General features: G+C 38.4%; 22 protein-coding genes, 1 tRNA gene and 1 riboswitch. Of the genes, 13 read left to right on the top strand and 10 right to left on the bottom strand.

Annotated features, from left to right (window positions below; all coding sequences use genetic code 11):
- Window positions 1-41: 41 nt before the first annotated feature.
- The 6 genes from GM418_RS14155 to GM418_RS14130 all read right to left on the bottom strand — a co-directional run bounded on the left by GM418_RS14155 (window position 42) and on the right by GM418_RS14130 (window position 4,796).
- Window positions 42-1,331, bottom strand: coding sequence for an SGNH/GDSL hydrolase family protein (locus GM418_RS14155; RefSeq protein ID WP_158867386.1), 1,290 nt, complete (start codon window positions 1,329-1,331; stop codon window positions 42-44).
- 407 nt (window positions 1,332-1,738) lie between these two features.
- Complete coding sequence (locus tag GM418_RS14150) at window positions 1,739-1,879, bottom strand: hypothetical protein (protein ID WP_158862759.1); 141 nt, start codon at window positions 1,877-1,879, stop codon at window positions 1,739-1,741.
- Complete coding sequence (locus tag GM418_RS14145; protein WP_246222758.1) at window positions 1,876-2,802, bottom strand: IS3 family transposase; 927 nt, start codon at window positions 2,800-2,802, stop codon at window positions 1,876-1,878. Before GM418_RS14145 ends, GM418_RS14150 begins: the two co-directional genes overlap by 4 nt.
- A 14-nt stretch (window positions 2,803-2,816) precedes the next feature.
- Window positions 2,817-3,227, bottom strand: a complete 411-nt coding sequence (locus GM418_RS14140) for a hypothetical protein (protein WP_158862757.1) — start codon at window positions 3,225-3,227, stop codon at window positions 2,817-2,819.
- Between the two features lie 223 nt (window positions 3,228-3,450).
- Window positions 3,451-4,371: an IS3 family transposase gene (locus tag GM418_RS14135; protein ID WP_158867384.1), complete on the bottom strand. Its 921-nt coding sequence runs from the start codon at window positions 4,369-4,371 to the stop codon at window positions 3,451-3,453.
- A gap of 14 nt (window positions 4,372-4,385) precedes the next feature.
- Window positions 4,386-4,796: a hypothetical protein gene (locus GM418_RS14130; RefSeq protein WP_158867382.1), complete on the bottom strand. Its 411-nt coding sequence runs from the start codon at window positions 4,794-4,796 to the stop codon at window positions 4,386-4,388.
- Between the two features lie 123 nt (window positions 4,797-4,919).
- Here GM418_RS14130 and GM418_RS14125 point away from each other — a divergent pair, with 123 nt between their 5' ends.
- The 8 genes from GM418_RS14125 to GM418_RS14095 all read left to right on the top strand — a co-directional run bounded on the left by GM418_RS14125 (window position 4,920) and on the right by GM418_RS14095 (window position 10,205).
- The gene (locus tag GM418_RS14125) at window positions 4,920-5,513 is read left to right on the top strand and encodes a hypothetical protein (RefSeq protein WP_158867380.1); all 594 of its coding nucleotides are present in this window, start codon (window positions 4,920-4,922) and stop codon (window positions 5,511-5,513) included.
- A 46-nt stretch (window positions 5,514-5,559) separates the two neighbouring features.
- On the top strand, window positions 5,560-5,979 hold the full coding sequence (locus GM418_RS14120; protein WP_158867378.1) for a hypothetical protein: 420 nt from the start codon (window positions 5,560-5,562) through the stop codon (window positions 5,977-5,979).
- Window positions 5,980-6,353: 374 nt separating this feature from the next.
- Entirely contained in the window at window positions 6,354-7,073 is a 720-nt protein-coding gene (locus GM418_RS14115) for a DUF6090 family protein (RefSeq protein WP_158867376.1), read from the top strand.
- Window positions 7,074-7,124: 51 nt separating this feature from the next.
- Window positions 7,125-7,250, top strand: a complete 126-nt coding sequence (locus GM418_RS31855; RefSeq protein WP_281350293.1) for a hypothetical protein — start codon at window positions 7,125-7,127, stop codon at window positions 7,248-7,250.
- 27 nt (window positions 7,251-7,277) lie between these two features.
- Window positions 7,278-7,892: a hypothetical protein gene (locus GM418_RS14110; protein ID WP_158867374.1), complete on the top strand. Its 615-nt coding sequence runs from the start codon at window positions 7,278-7,280 to the stop codon at window positions 7,890-7,892.
- Entirely contained in the window at window positions 7,889-8,620 is a 732-nt protein-coding gene (locus tag GM418_RS14105) for a DUF6090 family protein (RefSeq protein WP_158867372.1), read from the top strand. Before GM418_RS14110 ends, GM418_RS14105 begins: the two co-directional genes overlap by 4 nt.
- 123 nt (window positions 8,621-8,743) lie before the next feature.
- Window positions 8,744-9,232: a YybH family protein gene (locus tag GM418_RS14100; RefSeq protein WP_158867370.1), complete on the top strand. Its 489-nt coding sequence runs from the start codon at window positions 8,744-8,746 to the stop codon at window positions 9,230-9,232.
- Window positions 9,233-9,380: 148 nt separating this feature from the next.
- Window positions 9,381-10,205 (top strand): hypothetical protein, encoded by an 825-nt coding sequence (locus GM418_RS14095; protein ID WP_158867368.1) that lies wholly within the window; start codon window positions 9,381-9,383, stop codon window positions 10,203-10,205.
- Between the two features lie 511 nt (window positions 10,206-10,716).
- Here GM418_RS14095 and GM418_RS14090 read toward each other — a convergent pair.
- A tRNA-Ile gene (locus GM418_RS14090) sits at window positions 10,717-10,790 on the bottom strand.
- Window positions 10,791-10,979: 189 nt separating this feature from the next.
- A riboswitch (SAM riboswitch) is annotated at window positions 10,980-11,081 on the top strand.
- Between the two features lie 220 nt (window positions 11,082-11,301).
- Between GM418_RS14090 and GM418_RS14085 the strand changes: the two genes are divergently transcribed.
- The 5 genes from GM418_RS14085 to metF all read left to right on the top strand — a co-directional run bounded on the left by GM418_RS14085 (window position 11,302) and on the right by metF (window position 18,680).
- Window positions 11,302-12,465, top strand: a complete 1,164-nt coding sequence (locus GM418_RS14085) for a homocysteine biosynthesis protein (protein WP_158867366.1) — start codon at window positions 11,302-11,304, stop codon at window positions 12,463-12,465.
- Window positions 12,458-12,868, top strand: coding sequence for an NIL domain-containing protein (locus GM418_RS14080; RefSeq protein WP_158867364.1), 411 nt, complete (start codon window positions 12,458-12,460; stop codon window positions 12,866-12,868). Before GM418_RS14085 ends, GM418_RS14080 begins: the two co-directional genes overlap by 8 nt.
- 1 nt (window position 12,869) lies before the next feature.
- A complete protein-coding gene (locus tag GM418_RS14075; RefSeq protein ID WP_158867362.1) occupies window positions 12,870-13,616 on the top strand; it encodes a UPF0280 family protein in 747 nt (248 codons plus the stop codon).
- Window positions 13,617-13,956: 340 nt separating this feature from the next.
- Window positions 13,957-17,625, top strand: a complete 3,669-nt coding sequence (gene metH / locus GM418_RS14070; RefSeq protein ID WP_158867360.1) for a methionine synthase — start codon at window positions 13,957-13,959, stop codon at window positions 17,623-17,625.
- Window positions 17,626-17,726: 101 nt separating this feature from the next.
- Entirely contained in the window at window positions 17,727-18,680 is a 954-nt protein-coding gene (gene metF, locus GM418_RS14065; RefSeq protein WP_158867358.1) for a methylenetetrahydrofolate reductase [NAD(P)H], read from the top strand.
- Window positions 18,681-18,743: 63 nt separating this feature from the next.
- On the opposite strand, the gene GM418_RS14060 is transcribed toward metF, so the two are convergent.
- The 3 genes from GM418_RS14060 to rseP form a co-directional block, all read right to left on the bottom strand.
- Window positions 18,744-19,793 (bottom strand): DUF4837 family protein, encoded by a 1,050-nt coding sequence (locus GM418_RS14060; RefSeq protein ID WP_158867356.1) that lies wholly within the window; start codon window positions 19,791-19,793, stop codon window positions 18,744-18,746.
- A 113-nt stretch (window positions 19,794-19,906) separates the two neighbouring features.
- Window positions 19,907-20,107 carry a twin-arginine translocase TatA/TatE family subunit gene (gene tatA, locus GM418_RS14055; protein WP_158867354.1) on the bottom strand — a complete coding sequence of 67 codons (201 nt, stop codon included), beginning with the start codon at window positions 20,105-20,107 and terminating at the stop codon, window positions 19,907-19,909.
- Between the two features lie 45 nt (window positions 20,108-20,152).
- Complete coding sequence (rseP, locus tag GM418_RS14050; protein WP_158867352.1) at window positions 20,153-21,490, bottom strand: RIP metalloprotease RseP; 1,338 nt, start codon at window positions 21,488-21,490, stop codon at window positions 20,153-20,155.
- Between the last annotated feature and the right edge of the window lie 9 nt (window positions 21,491-21,499).

Here is a 21,499-nt window from a genome sequence, read left to right as displayed (position 1 = left end):
TTGACCGTAATAAAAACGGGGCAGGTTTCGTTCGCACACCTCTATTTTAATAATTTGCCATCGAGCAATATTTTACCCACATGCCAGCAATTCTCTTTGTATTTCTCCGGGTGCTGATCAAAATCTTCCTTTTGGGTCAGTATGCTTCGTTTGTTAAATGGTTCTGCAATTACCTTAAAAACAACCTGGTGCTCTTTGTCTTCCAGTTTATCAATAATTACAAAATTCATTCTCCTGTAGGTACAATATTTATCAAACCGGGAGAGCGTATCCCGCGGTTCACCATCTATTTCCACGGCAACTTTCCCGGCATCGGGCCCCATAATATCATACACTCCAATTGCTTTCCCTTTAAAATGAACAGTTATTGTTTCGCCCGTGTTACAAGCTCTTCCTACATGGTCGAGAAAACGACCAAATCCTTTAAAACGTTCATCATCTTTTACAGGAATTATCTCCCAGTTATCGCTTAAGTCCGCATTTGTAAAATCCAGCATCCTGGTGTCTGAGAAATATTCCGGATTGACAGGTTTCGAAACCTTGTGCTTTTTTGCTTTTGCAGCCTTTTCCTTCTTTATTGTTTCAAAAGAACGGGCAAGAACTGTCTTATAAATTTTGTGTCCGGTTTCAACATAAGGATGCACCCTGTCGGGGCAAAAAACAGGCACTCCGTTTACTTCTTTACTATCGGGGTTGGAAAAGATCAATTTGCCTTCTTTTACCTGTTGGACCACTTCAAAACCAAAATTCACGCTGGGAATTCCGTATTTATCAGCTACCTTTTCCATCGCCTGTGCAGATTCCGGTAATTGCCCGTTGGTTTCAGTTTCCAGGAAATCACCTTTAATGGTGTAAACAAAACAAATATCAACATACGGATTATCTTCCCATGTTTGGCGTACAATCCCTTCCATTGCCCTGATCACCCTTTCAGACGCTGCACCATCATCATTTACTGCAAATTCAACAAACAATAAATCGGGTTTGAACCGCAGTACATGCTCATGTAACCTGAAAACACCAAAGTTGGATCCTGTACCGCCAATCGCCGCATGAATTTCTTCAAACTTCGCCAGGGGAAAGTTCTCTTTCATCCATTCCAAAGAATAAACGCGCCACCCGGCCTGAGCAGTAATGCTTCCTCCCAGGTAAGCCACACGAATAGATTTTCCTTTTTGAATCTTACTAAAATAATTGGGCAAACCTCCCCTGGCATGTAACTCCTTTAAAGTGGGAATACCTGAATTCTCCAATGCTGAAACAACAAAAGAGACAGCTACAACCAGTAAAATGGTATACAAAAATTTCCGGAAAAAAGTATTGGGTTTCATTGCTTTGGTTTATTACACTTCCCGAAAATAACTATACTATTCAAAACGATATCCTGTACTGTCCTGAATAAGCTTTACACTTTAACCAAGTCAGGCACACAAATAATCATCAGATAAATTTCCGGTTGCTATTTTATTTTTCCGGTTGGATTTTGAGGCGGAACAAAAAAAATTGTCCGGGAGCGGTCAATTCTGCCAGGGAGCACCAAAATAGACAGGGGAGTAGTTCCTGTCTCATGCGGAATGCAAAAAATTACAGGGGAAAAGTCTGATATTATCTGCGGAATAAGAAAAAAAGCCCGGGGAGTGTTCAATTTTGCCCGGGGACTGTCTGTCCTTTCCTGAAATATTGACAGATTTAACTTTAATTTCTGATAGATGTAAATATTTATTCTGCATTTACTGATTTACAAAACTATTTCATTTTTTATTCTTGCAAATTCTTTCCTGCATATTTTTAATCCCTGTAACTGCTCATTCCTTTCTGTCTTATCCCTGATTAAAGGGACAGATATAATTCTTCTTCCTGTTTTTTTGTGCAGCTTCATTTTTTATCGCTGGTTTTTGTTGCAGGTTTGTATTCTGTTGCTTCTTTTCCCGTCGTATTAAATTCCCGCTTTTTCCAGTGCTTTTTAAGTGATCCCGATTCCTTGTGTGCATCCACCGGAAGCATAAAATCCACGCTGCGGTGCGGACGTTTGTTGTTGTATTTGTAAACCGCAACCTTTGTTGCTTCCAGGGCTGCATGATAATCCGGGTAAGTTTCGTTTAAATCATATTCATTCTTTAAAATACCATTAACCCGCTCGGCTATAGCGTTTTCATAGGGGTCGCCGTTTTCTGTCATCGAAATATTGATATTTGAACCTTGCAGGTAGTTCACATAGTCGGTGCAGCAATACTGGATGCCGCGGTCGGAATGGTGGATAAGGTTCTGCTTCACCCCTTCCCCTGAAATGGCCATCTTTAGAGCATTTAAAGCCCCTTCGCTGGTGAGGTCGGGCCAGAGGCACCAGCCAACAATTTTTCTGGAATATGCATCGGTAACAAGCGAGAGGTAAACAAAACCTTTTTCAGTGCGAATGTAGGTTATGTCGCTAACCCATAAACGCCCGGAACTCATTATCTCAATATCCCTTACCAGGTTGGGATACTTGCGGAAAAAATGCTTCGAATTGGTTGTTTTAGGCCTGCGCCTGCGCCGCCTGACCAACAGGCCATGTTCCCGCAGCAGGATATAAAACTTGTCCCTTCCATATTTAATATTATGTTTCTGAAGGGTCGGCGCAATCAGCCGGTGGAGCTTCTCTGTCCCCATCCGCTTGTGCTCTTTACGCAAATCTTTTACCTGTCTTAATATAAAAACTTCCTCCATCTGGTACCCGGATTGACGTTTCCTATTGTCGTACCAGGCCTGGCGGGTAAACCCAAACAGTTCGCATAGTACCGCCTTGGAAACCAAAGGATACATGCGTGCCAGTACATCTACTGTTTGGGTCCAGACTTTTTTCTGATTTCGAGTTTGTAGTCGTTTTCTGCAATGTCAATCATAGTGTTCAGCGCCACATTCTTCATCTGCGCACGTTCCAACTGCTTTTCCAATTCCCTGATGCGTTTCTCCAACGCTTTGTGGTCTGTTCTTTCTTTTGCACTCATCATCTGTAAAGATATGTGGATTTCGTCGGAATATCTCTCCTGCCAGCGCTTTATGATCTTTTTATATTCAAATCTTGATAATGAAAATCGTTCCCGTGCTTCCTGGTAACTCATATTTCCAGCATCAATCTGCGCTACCAGCCAACGTCGGAAGCTTACTTCATAATTACTGTAATTAACTGTTTTTTCTTCAAATCCATCCATGTAATCTGTTAACATGGATTCATTCCTTTTTTTCATTTTCTTGACATTTTTGCGTCAAGTTATTTCAGTATAAGACAAACTGGTAGGAGTAAATGATTTTTTCTCATTTACTGTTTTACAAATCTACTAAGTTTTTTCTTACTGTTTTTTCCTGCATTTTTATTATTTGTTTCTGCAAAGTCTGACATGCTTTTGTTTACACCCTAAAATTAGCGACAGGTAAATTTTATTTTCCTGTATTTTCTTTCGATTTTATTTTTTATTTCTGGTTTGCAGAAACCCCCTGCAGGCTTTCTCCTGTTTTTGCATTCGCCTGGTATTGCCGCTTTTTCCAGTGCTTTTTTAGTGCCCCTGTTTGTGAGTGTGCATCTGCCGGGAACATAAAATCTACACTGCGGTGAGGCCGTTTGTTGTTGTATTTGTAAACCGCAACTTTTGTGGCTTCAAGCGCTACATGGTAATTGAGGAATGTTTCGTTTAAATCGTATTCGTCCTTTAAGATTCCGTTAACCCGTTCGGCTATTGCATTCTCGTACGGATCGCCGTTTTCGGTCATCGATATATTTATTTTCGAGCCCTTCAGGAAGTTCACGTAGTCGTTGCAACAGTATTGTATGCCCCGGTCTGAATGGTGGATAAGCCCCGGTTTTATTCCTTCTCCGGCAACAGCCATACGCAGGGCGTTTAATGCCCCTTCGCTGGTTAAATCGGGCCACAGGCACCATCCTACTATCTTTTTCGAATAGGCATCGGTTACCAACGAAAGGTAAACAAACCCTTTTTCTGTACGGATATAGGTAATGTCGCTCACCCACAAGCGCCCGGAACTCAACAGCTCAATGTCCCGGATCAGATTGGAATATTGGCGGTAAAAATGCTTCGAATTGGTCGTTTTAGGCCCCCTTCTTTTACGTTTTACCAATAAACCGTGTTCGCGCAAAAGGTAATAAAACTTATCTCTTCCATATTTAATATTATGTTCCAGCAGGGTCGGCATTATCAAATGGTGCAATTTTTCGGCCCCCATCCGCTTGTGCTCGCGGCGCTGCTCTTTTATCAATGTCAATATAAATACTTCCTGCATTTGAAGCCCCGACTGGCGCTTTTTGCTGTCGTACCAAGCCTGACGGCTAAACCCAAACAGTCCGCACAGTACAGCTTTGCTTGTTAGCGGGTACATGTGCGTTAGTACCACTACTGCTTGGGGCCAGACTTTTTTCGGATCTCAAGTTTGTAGTCGTTCTCGGCAATGTCTATCAGTGTGTTGAGCGCAACGTTTTTCATCTGCGCCAGTTCAAGCTGTTTCTCCAGCTCTTTGATGCGTTTTTCTAACGCCTTGTTATCTGCCCTTTCTTTTGAACCCATAGACTGCAAAGATAAATGTAAATCATCCGAATACCGCTCTTGCCAACGCTTGATAATTTTTTTGTACTCTGTTGGACTTAGATGAAAACGATCGCGCGCATCCTGGAGACTTATCTTTTCCGAATCAATCATACTGATTAACCAACGACGAAAACTTGGCTCATAGGCATTGTAGTTAATCTTTTCTTCTTTAAAACCATCCATGTAATCTGTTAACATGGCCTCTTTTCCTTTTTTCATTTTCTTGACGTTTTTTGCGTCAAGCTATTTCAGTAGAAGACATTGCCCTTCCTTTATTCGGAACTTTTCTTTCGGATTAAATCAACTTCAATCCACTATGTAAAACTTAAAAAATTGAATAAAATGAAAACACTTCAAAAACTATTGATGTTGCTGCTGTCACTATTTTTTGTGGCTGCATGTAGTAAAACTGATGATCCTGTTTTAGAAGATTCTCTTCTATTGAAAAGTGCCCAACCGATTTCGGTTACAGTTCCTTTTGAAGCTCACATGCTGGGAACACCGATCCTTATTGATTTTGAAAACTCTGATTGTGCACAGGAAGGTAACCCGGTACATGTTATTGCAGAAGCTGAAGGTACTGCCACACACATGGGAAAAGTCCATATCACCTTCGAATTTTGTGCCGGTGGGGAAGATCCTGAAATTACAGTCCCTCATATGACTGTTGGTCCCAATTCACTTGTTATGACAGCTGCCAATGGAGATGAGTTATTTCTCAGTACTGAAGGAGGTGCGGTTATTTTTGGAAGAACTGATGAACATCCGGAAAATGTAATCGATTATTGGAAATATCCTTATACAATAACCGGCGGTACCGGCAATTTCGAAGAAGCAGAAGGGGTAATTTATTCGGATGACTATGACACCAGTCTCAACGAACAATCGGTTCACAATTGGTATGGTACAATCAAGCTTATAAAAGGGAAAAGGTAGCCCTGCTATTCTGGAATTAATAATAATCACTTAAAAAATTACAATTATGAAAACTTTAAAAGTATTAGTTATACTGTTGTTTGTTTTAGGATTGGCAGTGAATGTTGAAGGTCAGGTGAAAACCTCGGTAATAACACCTGCTTCACAATCAGTTTATATTCCATGTTTTGATGAATATGCTTCGGGAGATGTTGTAATTACAATTACCAACTGGGCTAATAAGCTAATGTGGCAGTTTAAGTTAAAAGGTGAACTAATCGGTCAGGAAACAGGAAATGTTTATGAAATAAGTGCTGTAAGCAACTATGCAATCGGTGGTGGTGATGGCTATGTTCAAATGGCGGTAATAACTTACAATGGTACAGTTGTTCTTCACCATAAAGTTACTATGCAATTAGCATATGATGCCAACGGAAACCTTAAGGCAGTGGTTCTTAATGATTTTTGGGACGATGACTGTAATTGAAATTTGGACTGATTGTATAGATAACTGCCATTGTAACAGAAGTATGATAATAAAAAACGTTGCCAGGAATCTGATTCATCTGATTTAATCCAAAGGTTTCTATTAAATGCACGGTTTTTCCCCTCCATATTAGTGAAAATGTGGAGGGATTTTTTATTACACCATTTAAAAAACTCACACCAAACTCTCACAAATTAGTTTGCAACTTCCAGCTGTCAGGGGAGCCAGAAATAAAGAGGTTAAGTTGACCTTCTTTTTTAAGCCTGAATTTTTGAAGCCCTCGCTGGTATTTAGATCATTACTGAACATTTAGGCAGTTGCCAAAGTTATAAGTTGAAACGTAACACAATATCATGCTCCGATTCTTTTCAAAAATGCGTTACAAACTAGCTGCCGAAAACAGGGTGGCAAAATACCTTCGTTACGCTATTGGCGAAATTCTGCTGGTGGTACTTGGGATTCTTATTGCCTTGCAAATAAACAATTGGAATGAGAAACGGAAAATTCGTAACTACGAACAAAAAATAATAACCGATATCTTACAAACAATCGAAAGCGACTTAGGAATTTATCAAATGTTATTTGATCGTCTGGATGTGATGGAATTCGGAGTTTCAAATCTTTATCGTTTAATCGGTAAAAATGAAAGTTCGATAGATTCTATTCAAAAATATCTGCCCTATCTCGCTATAGGAATAAGATACGGATATGACTCCGGTGCTTACGAGTCCTTAAAATCTGTTGGCTTGGACAAAATTACTAATGATTCTATTCGGGTGGGTTTAGCACGATTATACGATTTTTCGTATCCCAGAACAGATGTGCTGATTGAAAATGATTACAAGAAACCTTCTGTTGAAGCTGAAAAATTGTTGGATAAATTTTGGCATAGCGAGGTGGAGATGAATTCAGCAGGTGAAACAGTAATATTAAACAGGATAAAAATTGACGATCCCTATCATAATCAAGACTTTATGAAAGCGATTAGTACGTTTTCAACTGCGTATAAAATTGCAAGGCTTCGAATTCAATTTGTAGTTGACGAATCAGAGAAAGTGAAAGAATCCCTGGAAAACTATATCAATAAGTATTAGAAAACACAAACGAAATTATAATCAGATTCTATGCTCCGCTTCTTCTCAAAAATGCGTTATAAACTGGCTGCCGAAAACAGGGCGGCAAAATACCTGCGCTATGCAGTGGGCGAAATTCTGCTGGTGGTAATTGGGATTTTGATTGCATTACAGGTAAATAACTGGAATGAAAACTGAAAGCTGGAAAACAGTAAACATAAATTGATGCTGGCATTAAAAGATGAATTAATAACCAACAAAAAGAAGCTGGAGGATTATGTAATTGGAATACATAACAGTAACGTAAAATTCAATAAAGTTCTTCAATTTTCAGTCGGAGCTAATCCGGAGGTCCCGATTGATAGTCTTCGGCAATATCTCACAGAAATGATTTTCCTATATGCTTTGCCAATATCAAATACAGTTCAGGAAGAGGCGATAGCCTCAGGTAAATTTAAACTCTTAAGCGATAGTTTAAAACAAACAATATCCAAATTAAGAGACAATGTGAAATCAAGAGAGATGTTTTTTGAAAATGCAGACATGAATCTTTTAACGAATGAAAATGACAATAACAGGGTGGCTAAGTTGATCACAAGTCTATCAATTATACAAGAATATCAGGAAAAGTTTTCTGATCTAGATCCTGTTCCCATACATCCTGAATTCAAGAAAAACGATGCAGAATTAATTGATCTGGTAAAAGCCCCTGATACTTGTATTACACTATACAAATGGTATCGAACAAAGATAACTGATGAATCATGGATAAAAAGAGGTTTACTAGACTACACAAACATGTCTATTGAATTAATCGGCAAAGAGCTGAGAAAACAATGATAAGATTCTTCTCTAAAATACGTTACAAACTAGCTGCTGAAAATAGGGTTGCAAAGTATACTCGTTATGCAATTGGCGAAATCTTGCTGGTGGTTATAGGGATTTTGATTGCCTTGCAAATCAACAATTGGAATGAAAATAGAAAAGAGCTAAAGGCTCAAAACAAGCTTCTTATAAACTTATATGAAAATTTAAGTGCCGATTCCATTTTCTTAGTAGAGAATAGGCAATCAATGTTAACAATTATCGAAACTCAAAGGCAAATTCAAGCTGTTAGAGAAGAGCAATTAAAGTCTACCGATATTAACAGCCCACAAAGTATTAGAGCTTCTATTCGTTACTCTTCAATCACAAAAGAAAATCATCCAGATATTGCTACTAAAGTTTTTAATGAAACATTGAAGGAGGAAATAAGAACATATTATAGACTAATTGCCTCGTTAGAAAACTCTTATTCTCAATATGATAATGTAGTAAAGCAGATTATCAGACCTTACCTGGCAAAAAACCTTGTATTTAACCCAGATTTTCTTTTTGAAAATCAAAATCAATTGAATAATCAAAATATACTCAATCTTGAGCAATTTCATTTGATTATTGAAAGAGATGATTTTGGCCAGATACTTTTTGAATCCAATTTAAAGGCAAATGAAACAGTAGCATTTTTCGATGAACTTTTAACAGCTAACTCGAAACTTCGACAAAGTATACAGAATGAAATTAAATAAAATGCTCTGATTAATTAAAGTGAAAATTTACAATAGAAATAATGACGAAAGCACAACAACAAAATATAAAATGAATTAAAACGCATCTTATATCAACCGTTGTGTGCAATTAAACCAACCAATATGAAAAATTTAAAATTAAGTATGACAATAATGGTCGTTTTGTTTTGTATTCTCATTGGATGCGAAAATGACATAAAAACAGAAGTAGTAACGAAAACTTCGGATTCAGATCTAACAGCCTTGATAATAAAACAAGTTGATAGTCTTTATTCCGTTTATGAAAGATTTGATTACGATTGGATTGAATTTTATGCTGACAACTATACAGCTATTTATCCTGATTCACCTATTCGACATCTGACTAAAGATTCATTAAAAGCACAATGGAAACAGATTTACGCCAAATATGAAGTAAAACTCATACATCGTGGAAGACCAACCATCATACCTTCGGAAGATATGGCTGTTTCTTATAATACTTTCAACGAAATATTCATCAATAAAGAAAATTCAGACACCATTAAAAATGTTGGAACCTATATTATCAATTGGAAAAGACAATCAGATGATTCTTGGAAAATAGTATTTGAAACTTTACAAAATCATTAAAGAACTGCACACATCACCGCGTATAATGCATAGCTATCGGTTTGTCGTTTTCCGTACTTTAAAAAAAACGGTTGGCTCTCTGCAACGCATCATAGCAGAACCGTTGTGCGGCATACAAGAAGCTTAAGAAATTAATTAACAAGTAAAAATGGCAGACAAAATGAACGGAGAACAACAGGAGAATCAGACAAATACTCAATCTGAAAATTTTAAGATACATAGAAAAAAGTGGAGTAGTTACCTTTTAGAATTTCTGATGCTCTTTCTTGCTGTGTTTCTTGGTTTTGTTGCTGAAAACATCAGAGTAAAGAATGCGGAAAAGCAAACAGAAAAACAATATATGATAACCATGGGTGAGGATTTAAAATCTGACACCACACAGTTGGCCGGGTTAATAGTTTCCAGACAAAAACGAATCATGAAATTTGATTCATTATTTCATCTGATTTCATCTGACCGGTATATCAAAGAGGGCAATAAAGTATATGGTCTGTATTATTTTCCGTATTGGGATGTACTCCGTTTTTTCCCATCAGACAGGACTATGCAGCAACTAAAAAACTCTGGAAATCTCCGTTTAGTCCGCAAGGAAAACGTCTCAGATGCGTTAATACGTTACGACGTTTTCATTCGGAATAGAAAAGAATACGAACCCCTTCAGGTTGAACTTGCCAATCAAATAAACCCTATAATTGAAAAGTTAGTAGACCCCATTGTGATACACAATGCTCATGAGGCAAGGTATAATGAAATTTTAGCTTCTGATACACTTATAAGAACATCAGACTATAGGTTAAATCTGCCCCAAAATCTTAGTATTTCTCCGATGGATTCGACCAGTAAAAAGGCAATATTAAAATACGTATTCCAGATTACTACACTTTACGTTGCTCTGCGAAATGACAATATCCGTGAGAAAGACGTAGCCACCAAAACTTTAGATTTGATTGTTAAAGAGTATGGTGTTGAATAATACTGCAAGAACGCATACCAAAATGTTTATGCAATTTGGGGGTTCAGTGTAGTATTAAAAGTAATTTCTTAATTTAGTTCGGTGTTTGGGGACAGAGACGTGTAGGTCGGGCAAAACATTTCGCTGCGCTACATCTTTTAACCCTCCTAGTCCCCGCACTGCATAAACACAAACGTTGTGCTTAATAAAAGACAAAACAGATGAAACGTTGTGCTTAATAAAAGACAAAACAGATGAAAAATCAATCAATATCATTAACAATTATTTTGCTTCTATTGTGCTTTATTTTAAATGCTCAAAATAATAGTAGTGTTTATCTATTTCATATAAAAATGAAACTCATACTATAAGGTGTTTTACTCGGAAGTAATTTGTTTGAATTGAGCTGGTGTAAGGTGTTTTGGGGAATTCTTCCTGAAATTCGAATTAGAAGAATATGTGTGCAAATTGTGTGCAAATAAAAAAATGAAGCAGCTTTTGATATCTATCTAAGTGCTTCATTTTCAATTTGTGGGCCCACCTGGGCTTGAACCAGGGACCCCCTGATTATGAGTCAGGTGCTCTAACCAACTGAGCTATAGGCCCGGAATGATATTATTTTATAAATATCAAATTTCGGAGTGCAAGTTTACAACTTTGCGTGAAAATACACAAACAAAATGTTTGAAAATCATTACCAAAATATAATGTTTTATACTCATTGCTGAAAAAACATTTGAAATCCGCATTTTTCAACTAATTTTGCAGCATATCAAATATTCTTCACCGAGTGTTTGATTATACAGAAGAGCGGAGAGATCGGGCTCGAAGAAACTCTGGCAACCATCCCAAAATGGACAAGGTGCCAATACCCGGCCGGTAACGGAATTATAATTTGAACACGATCATGAAAAGACAACTACACAAATTATTTTTTATCAGCTATATGCACGGGACAAATATGTGTATGGAAAAGCGGTCTTAACCGCATTTCAATAGCTATTCAAAAAAATCAAGATTACTCGATTAACAGCCAACAAATAAAAATGTTGACCTGTATTTTTTGAGTTCAACTTGATAGAATTTCACTTTTATTTATAAATGAAAACGAGATAAAATGTCAAAAATAAAAACCTACGAAGAAATTAACCAAAAACTAAAGGCTGGAAAAGCAGTAGTTTTAACTGCAGAAGAGGTGTCAAAAATGGCACAGGAAGCCAGTCCCGAAGAAATTGTTGAAAAGGTGGATGTGGTTACCACTGCAACTTTTGGAGCCATGTGCTCTTCCGGGGCGATTATTAATTTTGGTCATTCAACGCCTCCTATCCGGATGGAAAAAATTCGTTTAAACGGTGTTCCCTGTTATGAAGGTCTGGCTGCTGTTGATTCCTACATCGGAGCAACGGCTTGCGACCCGGACAATCCGACTTACGGCGGAGCTCATGTTATTCAGGATTTGCTGGAAGGGAAAGATATTGTTTTGGAAGCCTGGGGTAAAGGCACCGACTGCTACCCACGGAAACACATCAAAACAAAAATCAATATCAATACGATAAATGAATTGATTCTTTTTAATCCGCGAAACGCCTACCAAAATTACAATGTAGCTGTAAACACAACAAAAAAAATGATTCATACCTATATGGGAACCTTGCTGCCAAATTTGCGGAATGCGACTTATTCCACCTCTGGCGAACTGAGTCCGCTTCTCAACGACCCGGAGTTTAAAACCATCGGAATCGGAACACGCATTTTTCTTGGCGGGACACAAGGGTTTGTTGTTTGGCCCGGAACACAATTTCACACCACCCGACCTAAAAATGAACTTGGTGTTCCGGTTACAAACGCAGCTACTATTGCTGTAATGGGGAACTTGAAAGAAATGTCGCCGGAATATATTCAGGCTGCCTACTACGAAAAATACGGCGTCAGCATGTTTGTGGGGATCGGAATCCCTATTCCTGTATTAAATGTAGAAATGGCCAAACGGGTTTCAGTAAACAACAGCCAGATACAATCGTCGGTTCTGGACTACGGAACAGTTGGAACACCTAAGCTGGGAGAGGTTTCCTACGAAGAACTTCGTTCCGGTTCGATTAAAATAGGTGGTAAAAAGATTCGAACAGCGCCGGTTGCCAGCCTTTCAAAAGCACGAAAAATTGCAAATGAACTAAAAGAATGGCTGGAAACAGGTAATTTTGAAATCAGCAAACCGGTTCAAATGTTTCCACAAAACACATCACTAAAAAGCTTAAAAGAAACGGAGGCCGACCATGATTAAAAAAAGATATATTTTAAATTTCCCGCCTGAAAGTGGCGATAAAGCATTCACTTATCATCTTGTAAAAGACTACGACATCAGAATCAATATTCTAAAAGCTGAAGTTTTTCCGGGCAAACGGGGAAGTTTACTGCTCGAACTACAGGGTAAAAAAGAAAATATTGAAAAAGGTGTTGAATACATTGTTAGCCACAAAATAAAATGCGAGCCACTGGACAAACGAATTTATTTTCAGGAAGAAAAATGTATCGATTGCGGCAACTGCACCGCCGTTTGTTTTGCCGGAGCACTTACAATGAACAAAACAAACTGGAAACTGAACTTCGACAAAAACAAATGCGTGGTTTGCGAACTTTGTATTCCAGCCTGCCCTTTAAAACTGTTTAAAATCGATTTTAACTGATATGTTTGAAGAACGAACATACCGAACCCAGTTTAACACCGGACGATTTACCGGGTTTGAAGTAGAATTTAAGGAGACCGATTTATGGATTGGTGTAAATCCGGATTCGTTCAAACCGGAAATGAAAGAAATCGCGTTTTCAAGAATTAAATCATTGCGTAAAAAGCTGGATGAATATATAAAAACTGAGCCCTTTTTCAAAAAAAGTTTAAAGCCGTTCCACCCCTCCGAAAATGCGCCACCGGAAGCTAAAGAAATGGCTTCAACTGCAGAGAAAGCAGGCATCGGTCCAATGGCCACAGTGGCAGGGTTGTTTGCCCGGGAGATAGGAAAAGAACTCAAAAAAAACTTTCAGACAGAAGAAATAATTGTTGAAAACGGCGGCGATATTTTTGCTTTACTGAACAAAGAGTTGGTTTTATCCGTTTTTGCTGGTAATTCACCGCTTTCCGAAAGAATTGGCTTAGCCATTCCCGACGGTATGAGTGAATTTGGTATATGTACATCGGCCGGAACCATAGGACCTTCATTTAGTGCCGGAAAAGCTGATGCTGTAGTTGTTATTTGCGACGATGTTGTTCTTGCCGATGCGTTTGCCACCGCTTTTGGAAATAAGGTAAAATCGCCAAACGATGTGGAAAAAGTAATAAATATGGCGGAAAAATATCCTGAAATAAAATCACTTTTGATAATTTGTGAAGATCAGATTGGGATTCGGGGTGACTTTGAAATAAGGCTATTGAAATAGGTAAAAACAAAAATACGGAGAAACAAATACGACAAAGGAATAACTACAAAATTACTCTATAATCCCCCTTTGAAGGGGCCAGGGGACGAAAATTGTTAATTAAAAACATGGTTAAAAAGTACTCCAACAATAATTACAATAAAAATTTAAAGGATTATGCAAGAAAGCTGCGAAATAATTCGGTTTACGAACGAGGAAATATTGTATGAATTTATAAATGTAACTAGAACATTGGAAAACTTTGTGGATAAATTTGAAAAAAATCTAACTCACCCCTTTATCCTCTCAAGGGGAAATTTTTAACCCGAAATCATTTAGATTAGAAAAGCAAAATTAAATAATGAGCATAAATAAAAACATAAAAAAAGAACTGGAAACCCGGGTGCTGGTAATGGACGGAGCAACTGGCTCTCTTCTTCAGGAGTATAAATTAACTGAAGAAGATTATCGCGGAGAGGTTTTAAAAGATTTTGAATTTGACCAAAAAGGGAACAATGATATTCTGGCGCTTACCAAACCGGAAATTGTAGATGAAATACATTCGCGCTATCTGGAGGCGGGAGCAGATATTATTTTAACCAATACATTTAATGCAACCGGTATTTCTCAGGCTGATTATCATACCGAAAAATATGTGTATGATATAAACAAAGCTTCAGCTGAAATTGCCAGAACAGCTGCCAACCGTTTTACGGAAAAAAATCCGGGGAAGCCTCGTTTTGTTGCCGGCTCGCTCGGGCCAACAAACAAAACCCTTTCGCTTTCACCTGATGTGAACGATCCCGGGTACCGTGCCGTTACTTTCGACGAAGTAAAAGAAGCATACCGGGAACAACTGGAAGGATTGCTCGACGGAGGTGTGGATTTAATTCTGATTGAGACCGTATTTGATACACTCAATGCAAAAGCAGCCATTTTTGCTGTAGAAGAAGCTTTGGAGGCGAGAAATATAAATCTCCCGCTGATGGTTTCCGGAACGATTACCGATGCCAGCGGACGTACACTATCAGGACAGACACTCGAAGCATTTTTGAATTCAGTTTCACATGTCGATTTATTAAGTGTTGGGTTAAACTGCTCGTTGGGTGCAACCGATTTGCGACCATATGTTAAAGAGCTTTCCAACAAGGCACCTTTTCATATCAGCGCCCACCCAAATGCCGGACTTCCCAACCAATTTGGCGGCTACGACGAAACGCCGGAAATAATGGCCGGATATCTAAAGGACTATCTTGACAACAGTTTTGTAAATATTATTGGTGGTTGTTGCGGAACTACGCCTGACCATATTCAGGAGTTTGCAAAAATTGCAAAAAATGCAAAACCACACGAGATAAGGCATGCCGACAGTTATACTCATTTAAGCGGCCTCGAACCGGTTACTTTAACTGAAAACACCAACTTTGTAAATATTGGCGAACGGTGTAACGTTGCCGGGTCCAGAAAATTTGCACGATTAATCGGAGAAAAAAAATACGAAGAAGCGCTTTCCATTGCACGGGCGCAGGTTGAAAACGGAGCACAGGTTATCGATGTCAATTTTGATGATGCTATGCTCGACGCCGAAAAGGAAATGGTTATATTTCTCAATCTGTTGATGGCCGAGCCCGATATTGCAAAACTCCCGGTGATGATCGACTCTTCGAAGTGGAAAGTGATTGAAGCCGGATTAAAATGTTTGCAGGGAAAAGCTATTGTAAACTCAATCAGTTTAAAAGAAGGCGAAGAAAGTTTTATTTACCAGGCCAGAACCATTAAAAAATATGGTGCGGCCGTAATCGTTATGGCTTTTGATGAAAAAGGTCAGGCCGACAACCTCGAACGCCGTATTGAAATTTGCAGCCGCGCATACAAAATTCTTACTGAAAAAGTTAAATTTCCGCCGCAGGATATTATTTTCGACAGCAATGTATTGACCATTGGAACCGGTATTGAAGAACACAACAATTACGCTGTTGATTTTATTGAATCGGTGAGATGGATAAAAGAAAATCTGCCTCTTGCAAAAACCAGTGGCGGAATAAGTAACGTTTCTTTTTCTTTCCGCGGAAACAATATTGTGCGTGAGGCAATGCATTCGGTATTTCTGTTTTATGCAATAAAAGCCGGGCTCGATATGGGAATCGTAAATCCGGGTATGCTGCAGATTTACGACGAAATACCAAAAGATCTTCTTGAAAAAATTGAAGATCTGGTTTTAAATAAACGACAGGATGCAACCGAGCGCCTGCTTGAATTTGCCGAAACACTAAAATCGGAAGGAACCAAAGAAGTGAAAAAAGACCAATGGCGTGAATTGCCTTTGGAAAAAAGAATTGAACACTCGCTGGTAAAAGGAATCCCGGAGTTTGTGGATGAAGACATGGCCGAGGCAGTAAAAATCTACCAGCCGGCACTAAATATTATTGAAGGCCCGCTAATGGACGGGATGAATGTGGTTGGTGATTTATTTGGTTCAGGAAAGATGTTTTTGCCACAGGTTATAAAATCGGCTCGGGTAATGAAAAAAGCGGTTGCCTATCTGCTTCCATATATTGAAGCGGACAAAGCAAAACTTAAAACCATCGACAATCGGAAAAAAGTGTTGATGGCGACCGTAAAAGGCGATGTTCATGACATCGGAAAAAATATTGTAGGAGTGGTGCTGGGTTGTAATAATTACGACATTATCGACTTGGGAGTGATGGTTCCTACAGAAAAAATTCTTGATACCGCCATTAAAGAAAATGTAAACGTAATTGGATTGAGCGGATTGATTACCCCTTCGCTGGAAATTATGGTAGAAATTGCCAAAGAAATGGAGAACCGCAAAATGGATATTCCGGTTCTGATTGGCGGTGCAACCACATCAAAAATTCACACAGCAGTAAAAATAGAACCAGAATATTCAAATCCGGTTATCCATGTAAAAGATGCGTCTCTGGCAGTTAATGTTGTTTCGAATCTGATTGCAAAAAATCAAAAATATATCGACTCGGTAAAAGAGGATTATGTCCAAATTCGCGAATTTCAGGGCCAGCGAAAAGCAAAAGAATATTTAACACTGGAACAAGCGCGAAAGAATAAGTATAAAATTAACTGGAAAACAAGCCCGATATACAAACCCAACTTTACAGGAGTAAAACAATTGATTGATTATCCGCTGGAAGAACTGCGGAAATACATTGACTGGACTTTCTTTTTTCTGACCTGGGGTTTAAAAGGTCATTATCCGCAAATTTTAAATGATGAAAAACAAGGCGAAGAAGCCCGAAAATTATTAGCCGAAGCCAACGCATTTCTTGATGAAATTATCGAGAAGAAAATGTTGCAGGCAAATGCGGTGTTTGGAATCTGGCCGGCAAATACCGACAAGGATGACATTGTTTTATATGAAAACGAAAACCGTGAAAAAGAGGCCGGGCGATTTTTCCATTTCCGCCAGCAGGAAAAGAAAAAAGAAGGATTGGCCAACTTCTGTCTTTCCGATTTTGTTGCTCCGCTTGAATCAGGCAAAATTGATTACTGTGGCGGGTTTGCAACCACTGCCGGTATTGGTATTGAAAAATGGAAAGAACAATACATTCAAAACAACGATGACTACCACGCCATTATGCTGGAAGCGCTGGCCGATCGTTTGAGTGAAGCATTTGCCGAAAAATTACACGAACTGGTTCGGAAAGAATACTGGGGCTACATTCCGGAAGAAAACATGTCGCTTGATGATTTACTAAAAGTAAAATACCAGGGAATCCGACCGGCATTGGGTTACCCGGCGTGTCCGGAACATTCTGAAAAGGAAAACCTTTTCAATCTGCTAAAAGCACAGGAGGTTGGAATTACCTTAACCGAGCATTTTGCGATGTATCCCAACGCATCTGTTTCGGGCGAATTTTTTGTTCATCCGGAGTCTAGATATTTCAGCCTTGAAAAAGTTGGTAAAGATCAAATTGAGGATTATGCACGCAGAAAAAATCAAACCGTTGAATTTGTTGAAAAATTCCTTCCTACAAATTTGAATTACAAATAGGTAAAAGATTGAAATATTAAATTGAAAATTAAAAACAAAACGAAATTTATATTAACAAAATCAGTTTACTATTTTTGTTATACAGAAATAATTCATTCGAAATGAAAGTTATCGACATAATTAATAACGCAAAAAAAACCGTCTTTTCCTTTGAGCTCCTGCCTCCCTTAAAAGGAAATGATACGAGTAAATTGTATCGCACCATTGAAAGTTTAACAGAATTTGATCCGAAGTACATTAATCTTACCACGCATCGTGATGAGATTGAGTTCAAAGAAATGGATGATGGTTCAATTGTTAAAAGAACGATACGAAAACGCCCCGGCACTGTTGCTATTGCCGCTGCGATACAGCACAAATACGGCATTCCGGTTGTGCCGCATATTTTGTGTGGCGGATTTACCAAAAGCGAAACCGAGCATGTTTTAATCGATCTCAACTTCCTGGGAATTAAAAATGTGCTTGCATTGCGTGGCGACGGAGTAAAAAGCCAACACGTTTTCAAACCTGAATCCAACGGGCATTCCAATGCGGTTCAGCTGGTAAAACAAATCAAAGATTTAAAGGAAGGTACCTACCTGGAAAAAGATCTGAAAAACAGTACTCCGCTCGATTTCTGCATAGGTGTTGCAGGTTACCCGGAAAAACATTTTGAATGCCCCAACAGGGAGCTCGATTTGAATTACCTTAAACAAAAAGTTGATGCAGGTGCCGATTACATTGTTACACAGATGTTTTTTGATAATAAGGTTTATTATGACTTTGTTGACAAATGCCGGGAAATTGGAATAACTGTACCGATTATTCCGGGAATAAAACCCATCAATTTAAAAAACCAGCTTACGGTTCTTCCCAAAATATTTAGTATCGATTTGCCTGCAGAACTGGCTTCGGAGCTGGCAAAATGCAAAAACAACGAAGAAGCCCGAAGAGTAGGAACAGAGTGGGCTATCTATCAGTCGAAAGACCTGGTTGCACATAATGCGCCGTCGTTGCACATATATACTTACGGCATTTCCGACAATGTAAAAGAAATTGTAAAAGCTGCATTTTAAAGCATAAAAAAATGTCATTCCTGTATAAAAACAAGAATGACATTTTCTTTTATTTTTTTCTTATCAGCCTTCTATCGTCACTTCCATCTCTGTTTGCCTGTTTAATTTATCATTCTCTTCCTGGTTATTTAATTTCAGCGAATAAATCATAGCTTCTACCTGTCGTATAAAATTCCGCTTATCCTTGCTTGGGGCGTATACATAACCAAAAGCAACCAGCACTCTTTGTTTGTCTGTATCGAGCTCAGCGATTGAAACATACGGGCCGCCCATAAAATCGTTTTCAACTCTCCAAAGCCCCCTCATTTCAGTAGCGTAATTACCATTGTGTTTAAATACATTAACTATCGGTTCGATACGTTTTTCAGTACTCATATAACTTCCGTCTCTGGGGCCGGGAACATGAGTTTTCAACAAACTGTCTCTGATTCGTATTTGATAATTGCTTGTAAATGCACTATCGGAAACGTAGGGATAAGAATAAAAAATAACTCCCTGCGAAATCTCAGGTGTCTCATACTTATACCAGATAAAATCCTCTGCTTCTTTAGCTATCTGAAAGCCCGGAGGAACTTTCATCGTAACCTCAAAATCACGATCAAGAATATTGTAAACCCCTTTTTCGTAATATTGGTTATAGTTCATCGTAAGCCGCTCTTTTTCTGCCGAGATAAAATAGGAAATTATTTTGTCTCTATTTTCACTAAAAAGTTCTACAAATCTATCGGGTGTTTTGGCCGTTATCTGAACTGTAGCCTGCGGATATGCCCAAACATCATCGGTAAACTTTACTTCTTCCTTTTCTACATTTGATGAAATACTGGTTTGAATAATATTACGCGTACTCTTGAAAATACTTTTAAAAGCAGCGTGTGGAACATCAACCAAATCAAAAATAGGTTCATCCTGAGGTAATGCGAGTTGCGGTTGTGCCAATGTTTCTCTTAGCACTTTTCCTGGTTCCCCATTCCACGACTGTTCTGAAATAACAACAATCATTTCACCAGCTTTTCCGGTAATGTTTTTATACATTTCTGTGCTGTTATTTGAACAGGAAAAAAGTCCGCTTATAAACACAGACAACAGTACAACGCTATAAATTCTTATTTTCATTTTTTTTAGCTTTAGGATTTTCCTAAAATACATACAAAAACCTTACCATTTAGAAATAAAAAATCCCGTACCTGTATCACCAGAAACGGGATTCTCTATCAAGAGTGAAATATTTAGCCTTCAATCTTTTCCGGGTCCGATTTTTTTGTATCCTCTTCCTCCTCTTTTGTTGCGTTTTTAAATTCTTTCATCCCTTTTCCCAGACCCTTCATTAATTCCGGGATTTTACGCCCGCCAAAAAGCAAAAGAACAATAATTAAGATGATAATTATTTCCTGAGGTCCTATAAATCCTGCAATTACAAATAAATTCATGATACTCTTTGTTATTGGTTCGTTACAAAATTAGAATTTTTTTTATTAAAATGTTCCGTTTATCATTTTTATTATATCATTGGCATTTGCATATAAAACTAACGCAAGAAGTATAACCATACCAACAATTTGTGCATATTCCAAAAATTTCTCGCCGGGTTTTTTCCCTGATACCATCTCAAAAACCAAAAACATCACATGTCCGCCATCCAAAGCAGGAATGGGCAGTAAATTCATAATGGCTAATATAATTGAAATAAAGGCGGTCATATTCCAGAAAGATTCCCAGTCCCAGGTGGAAGGGAAAATATTTCCGATGGTTGCAAAACCTCCCAGCGACTCGTATGCTTTGGTTTCCGGTTTAAAAAACAGTTTAAATTGTTTCAGGTAATCACCCGTTGTTTCCACTCCCCTCTTGATTCCGGCTGGAAACGATTCAAAAAAACCATATTTTAATGTTTTGAATTCAAAAATCTCACGATCTATCAAAGAAAGACCAAATCCGGCCTGCCCTTCTTCTGTTATGCTTATATCCTTGGTTAATTTCTGCCCGTCGCGCACAATTTCCAAATTAACAGCCTCTCCCTTTTTTAACCGAAGATAATCCGTAAACTCATCGTAATAATCAAACTCTCTCCCATCAACACTAGCTAAAACATCGTCTTCCTGAATACCTGCCTTGCCTGCAGGCATCTCTTTATCAACCCCTATAACTTTAAAATCAAAAGGTAATCTGGGTTCAAAAACGTCTTTACTTTTTAAAAGAAGAGCCAGGTCAGCATCACTGATCTCAACATCAACACTTTGCCCGTTTCGTTCTACCTGAACGGTTTTTGCGGCATCTAAAACTATGGTCGGAATTACTTTACTAAAACTTTCAACATGTTTACCATCAACTGATAATATTTTATCTCCGTCCTGAAAACCAATTTCCTTACCCACTTCACTAACAACAATTCCGTATTTTGCATTTGCAGTTGGAAGATACGATTCTCCCCACGCATACAACACACCCACATAAATAAGAATGGCAAAAATGAAGTTCATTAACACACCTCCAACCATAATAAGCAAACGCTGCCATGCAGGTTTAGAACGAAATTCGTAAGGTTTTGGAGGAAGTTTCATTGCTTCCTTATCCATCGACTCGTCAATCATTCCTGAAATTTTCACATACCCCCCCAATGGCAGCCAACCAACTCCGTATTCTGTTTCACCCTTTTTCACCCTAAAAAGTGAAAACCACGGATCAAAAAACAGGTAAAACTTCTCAACACGGGTTTTAAACAAACGGGCAAACATAAAATGTCCAAACTCGTGCAACACCACAAGTATGGAAAGGCTTAATAACAACTGCGCTGTCTTAACTAATATTGCTTCCATTCAAATTCT

The sequence above is a fragment of the Maribellus comscasis genome (genome assembly GCF_009762775.1).
In the GTDB taxonomy this organism is placed as follows: Bacteria; Bacteroidota; Bacteroidia; order Bacteroidales; family Prolixibacteraceae; genus Draconibacterium; species Draconibacterium comscasis.
This window is presented reverse-complemented; position numbering and strand designations above follow the sequence as displayed.

Excerpts from the sequence above, each read along its gene's own strand:
- GM418_RS14155 (WP_158867386.1), bottom strand. The coding sequence starts at position 1,331 with ATGAAACCCAATACTTTTTTCCGGAAATTTTTGTATACCATTTTACTG.
- GM418_RS14150 (WP_158862759.1), bottom strand. The coding sequence starts at position 1,879 with ATGAAGCTGCACAAAAAAACAGGAAGAAGAATTATATCTGTCCCTTTA.
- GM418_RS14145 (WP_246222758.1), bottom strand. The coding sequence starts at position 2,802 with ATGTATCCTTTGGTTTCCAAGGCGGTACTATGCGAACTGTTTGGGTTT.
- GM418_RS14140 (WP_158862757.1), bottom strand. The coding sequence starts at position 3,227 with ATGAAAAAAAGGAATGAATCCATGTTAACAGATTACATGGATGGATTT.
- GM418_RS14135 (WP_158867384.1), bottom strand. The coding sequence starts at position 4,371 with ATGTACCCGCTAACAAGCAAAGCTGTACTGTGCGGACTGTTTGGGTTT.
- GM418_RS14130 (WP_158867382.1), bottom strand. The coding sequence starts at position 4,796 with ATGAAAAAAGGAAAAGAGGCCATGTTAACAGATTACATGGATGGTTTT.
- GM418_RS14125 (WP_158867380.1), top strand. The coding sequence starts at position 4,920 with ATGAAAACACTTCAAAAACTATTGATGTTGCTGCTGTCACTATTTTTT.
- GM418_RS14120 (WP_158867378.1), top strand. The coding sequence starts at position 5,560 with ATGAAAACTTTAAAAGTATTAGTTATACTGTTGTTTGTTTTAGGATTG.
- GM418_RS14115 (WP_158867376.1), top strand. The coding sequence starts at position 6,354 with ATGCGTTACAAACTAGCTGCCGAAAACAGGGTGGCAAAATACCTTCGT.
- GM418_RS31855 (WP_281350293.1), top strand. The coding sequence starts at position 7,125 with ATGCGTTATAAACTGGCTGCCGAAAACAGGGCGGCAAAATACCTGCGC.
- GM418_RS14110 (WP_158867374.1), top strand. The coding sequence starts at position 7,278 with ATGCTGGCATTAAAAGATGAATTAATAACCAACAAAAAGAAGCTGGAG.
- GM418_RS14105 (WP_158867372.1), top strand. The coding sequence starts at position 7,889 with ATGATAAGATTCTTCTCTAAAATACGTTACAAACTAGCTGCTGAAAAT.
- GM418_RS14100 (WP_158867370.1), top strand. The coding sequence starts at position 8,744 with ATGAAAAATTTAAAATTAAGTATGACAATAATGGTCGTTTTGTTTTGT.
- GM418_RS14095 (WP_158867368.1), top strand. The coding sequence starts at position 9,381 with ATGGCAGACAAAATGAACGGAGAACAACAGGAGAATCAGACAAATACT.
- GM418_RS14085 (WP_158867366.1), top strand. The coding sequence starts at position 11,302 with ATGTCAAAAATAAAAACCTACGAAGAAATTAACCAAAAACTAAAGGCT.
- GM418_RS14080 (WP_158867364.1), top strand. The coding sequence starts at position 12,458 with ATGATTAAAAAAAGATATATTTTAAATTTCCCGCCTGAAAGTGGCGAT.
- GM418_RS14075 (WP_158867362.1), top strand. The coding sequence starts at position 12,870 with ATGTTTGAAGAACGAACATACCGAACCCAGTTTAACACCGGACGATTT.
- metH (WP_158867360.1), top strand. The coding sequence starts at position 13,957 with ATGAGCATAAATAAAAACATAAAAAAAGAACTGGAAACCCGGGTGCTG.
- metF (WP_158867358.1), top strand. The coding sequence starts at position 17,727 with ATGAAAGTTATCGACATAATTAATAACGCAAAAAAAACCGTCTTTTCC.
- GM418_RS14060 (WP_158867356.1), bottom strand. The coding sequence starts at position 19,793 with ATGAAAATAAGAATTTATAGCGTTGTACTGTTGTCTGTGTTTATAAGC.
- tatA (WP_158867354.1), bottom strand. The coding sequence starts at position 20,107 with ATGAATTTATTTGTAATTGCAGGATTTATAGGACCTCAGGAAATAATT.
- rseP (WP_158867352.1), bottom strand. The coding sequence starts at position 21,490 with ATGGAAGCAATATTAGTTAAGACAGCGCAGTTGTTATTAAGCCTTTCC.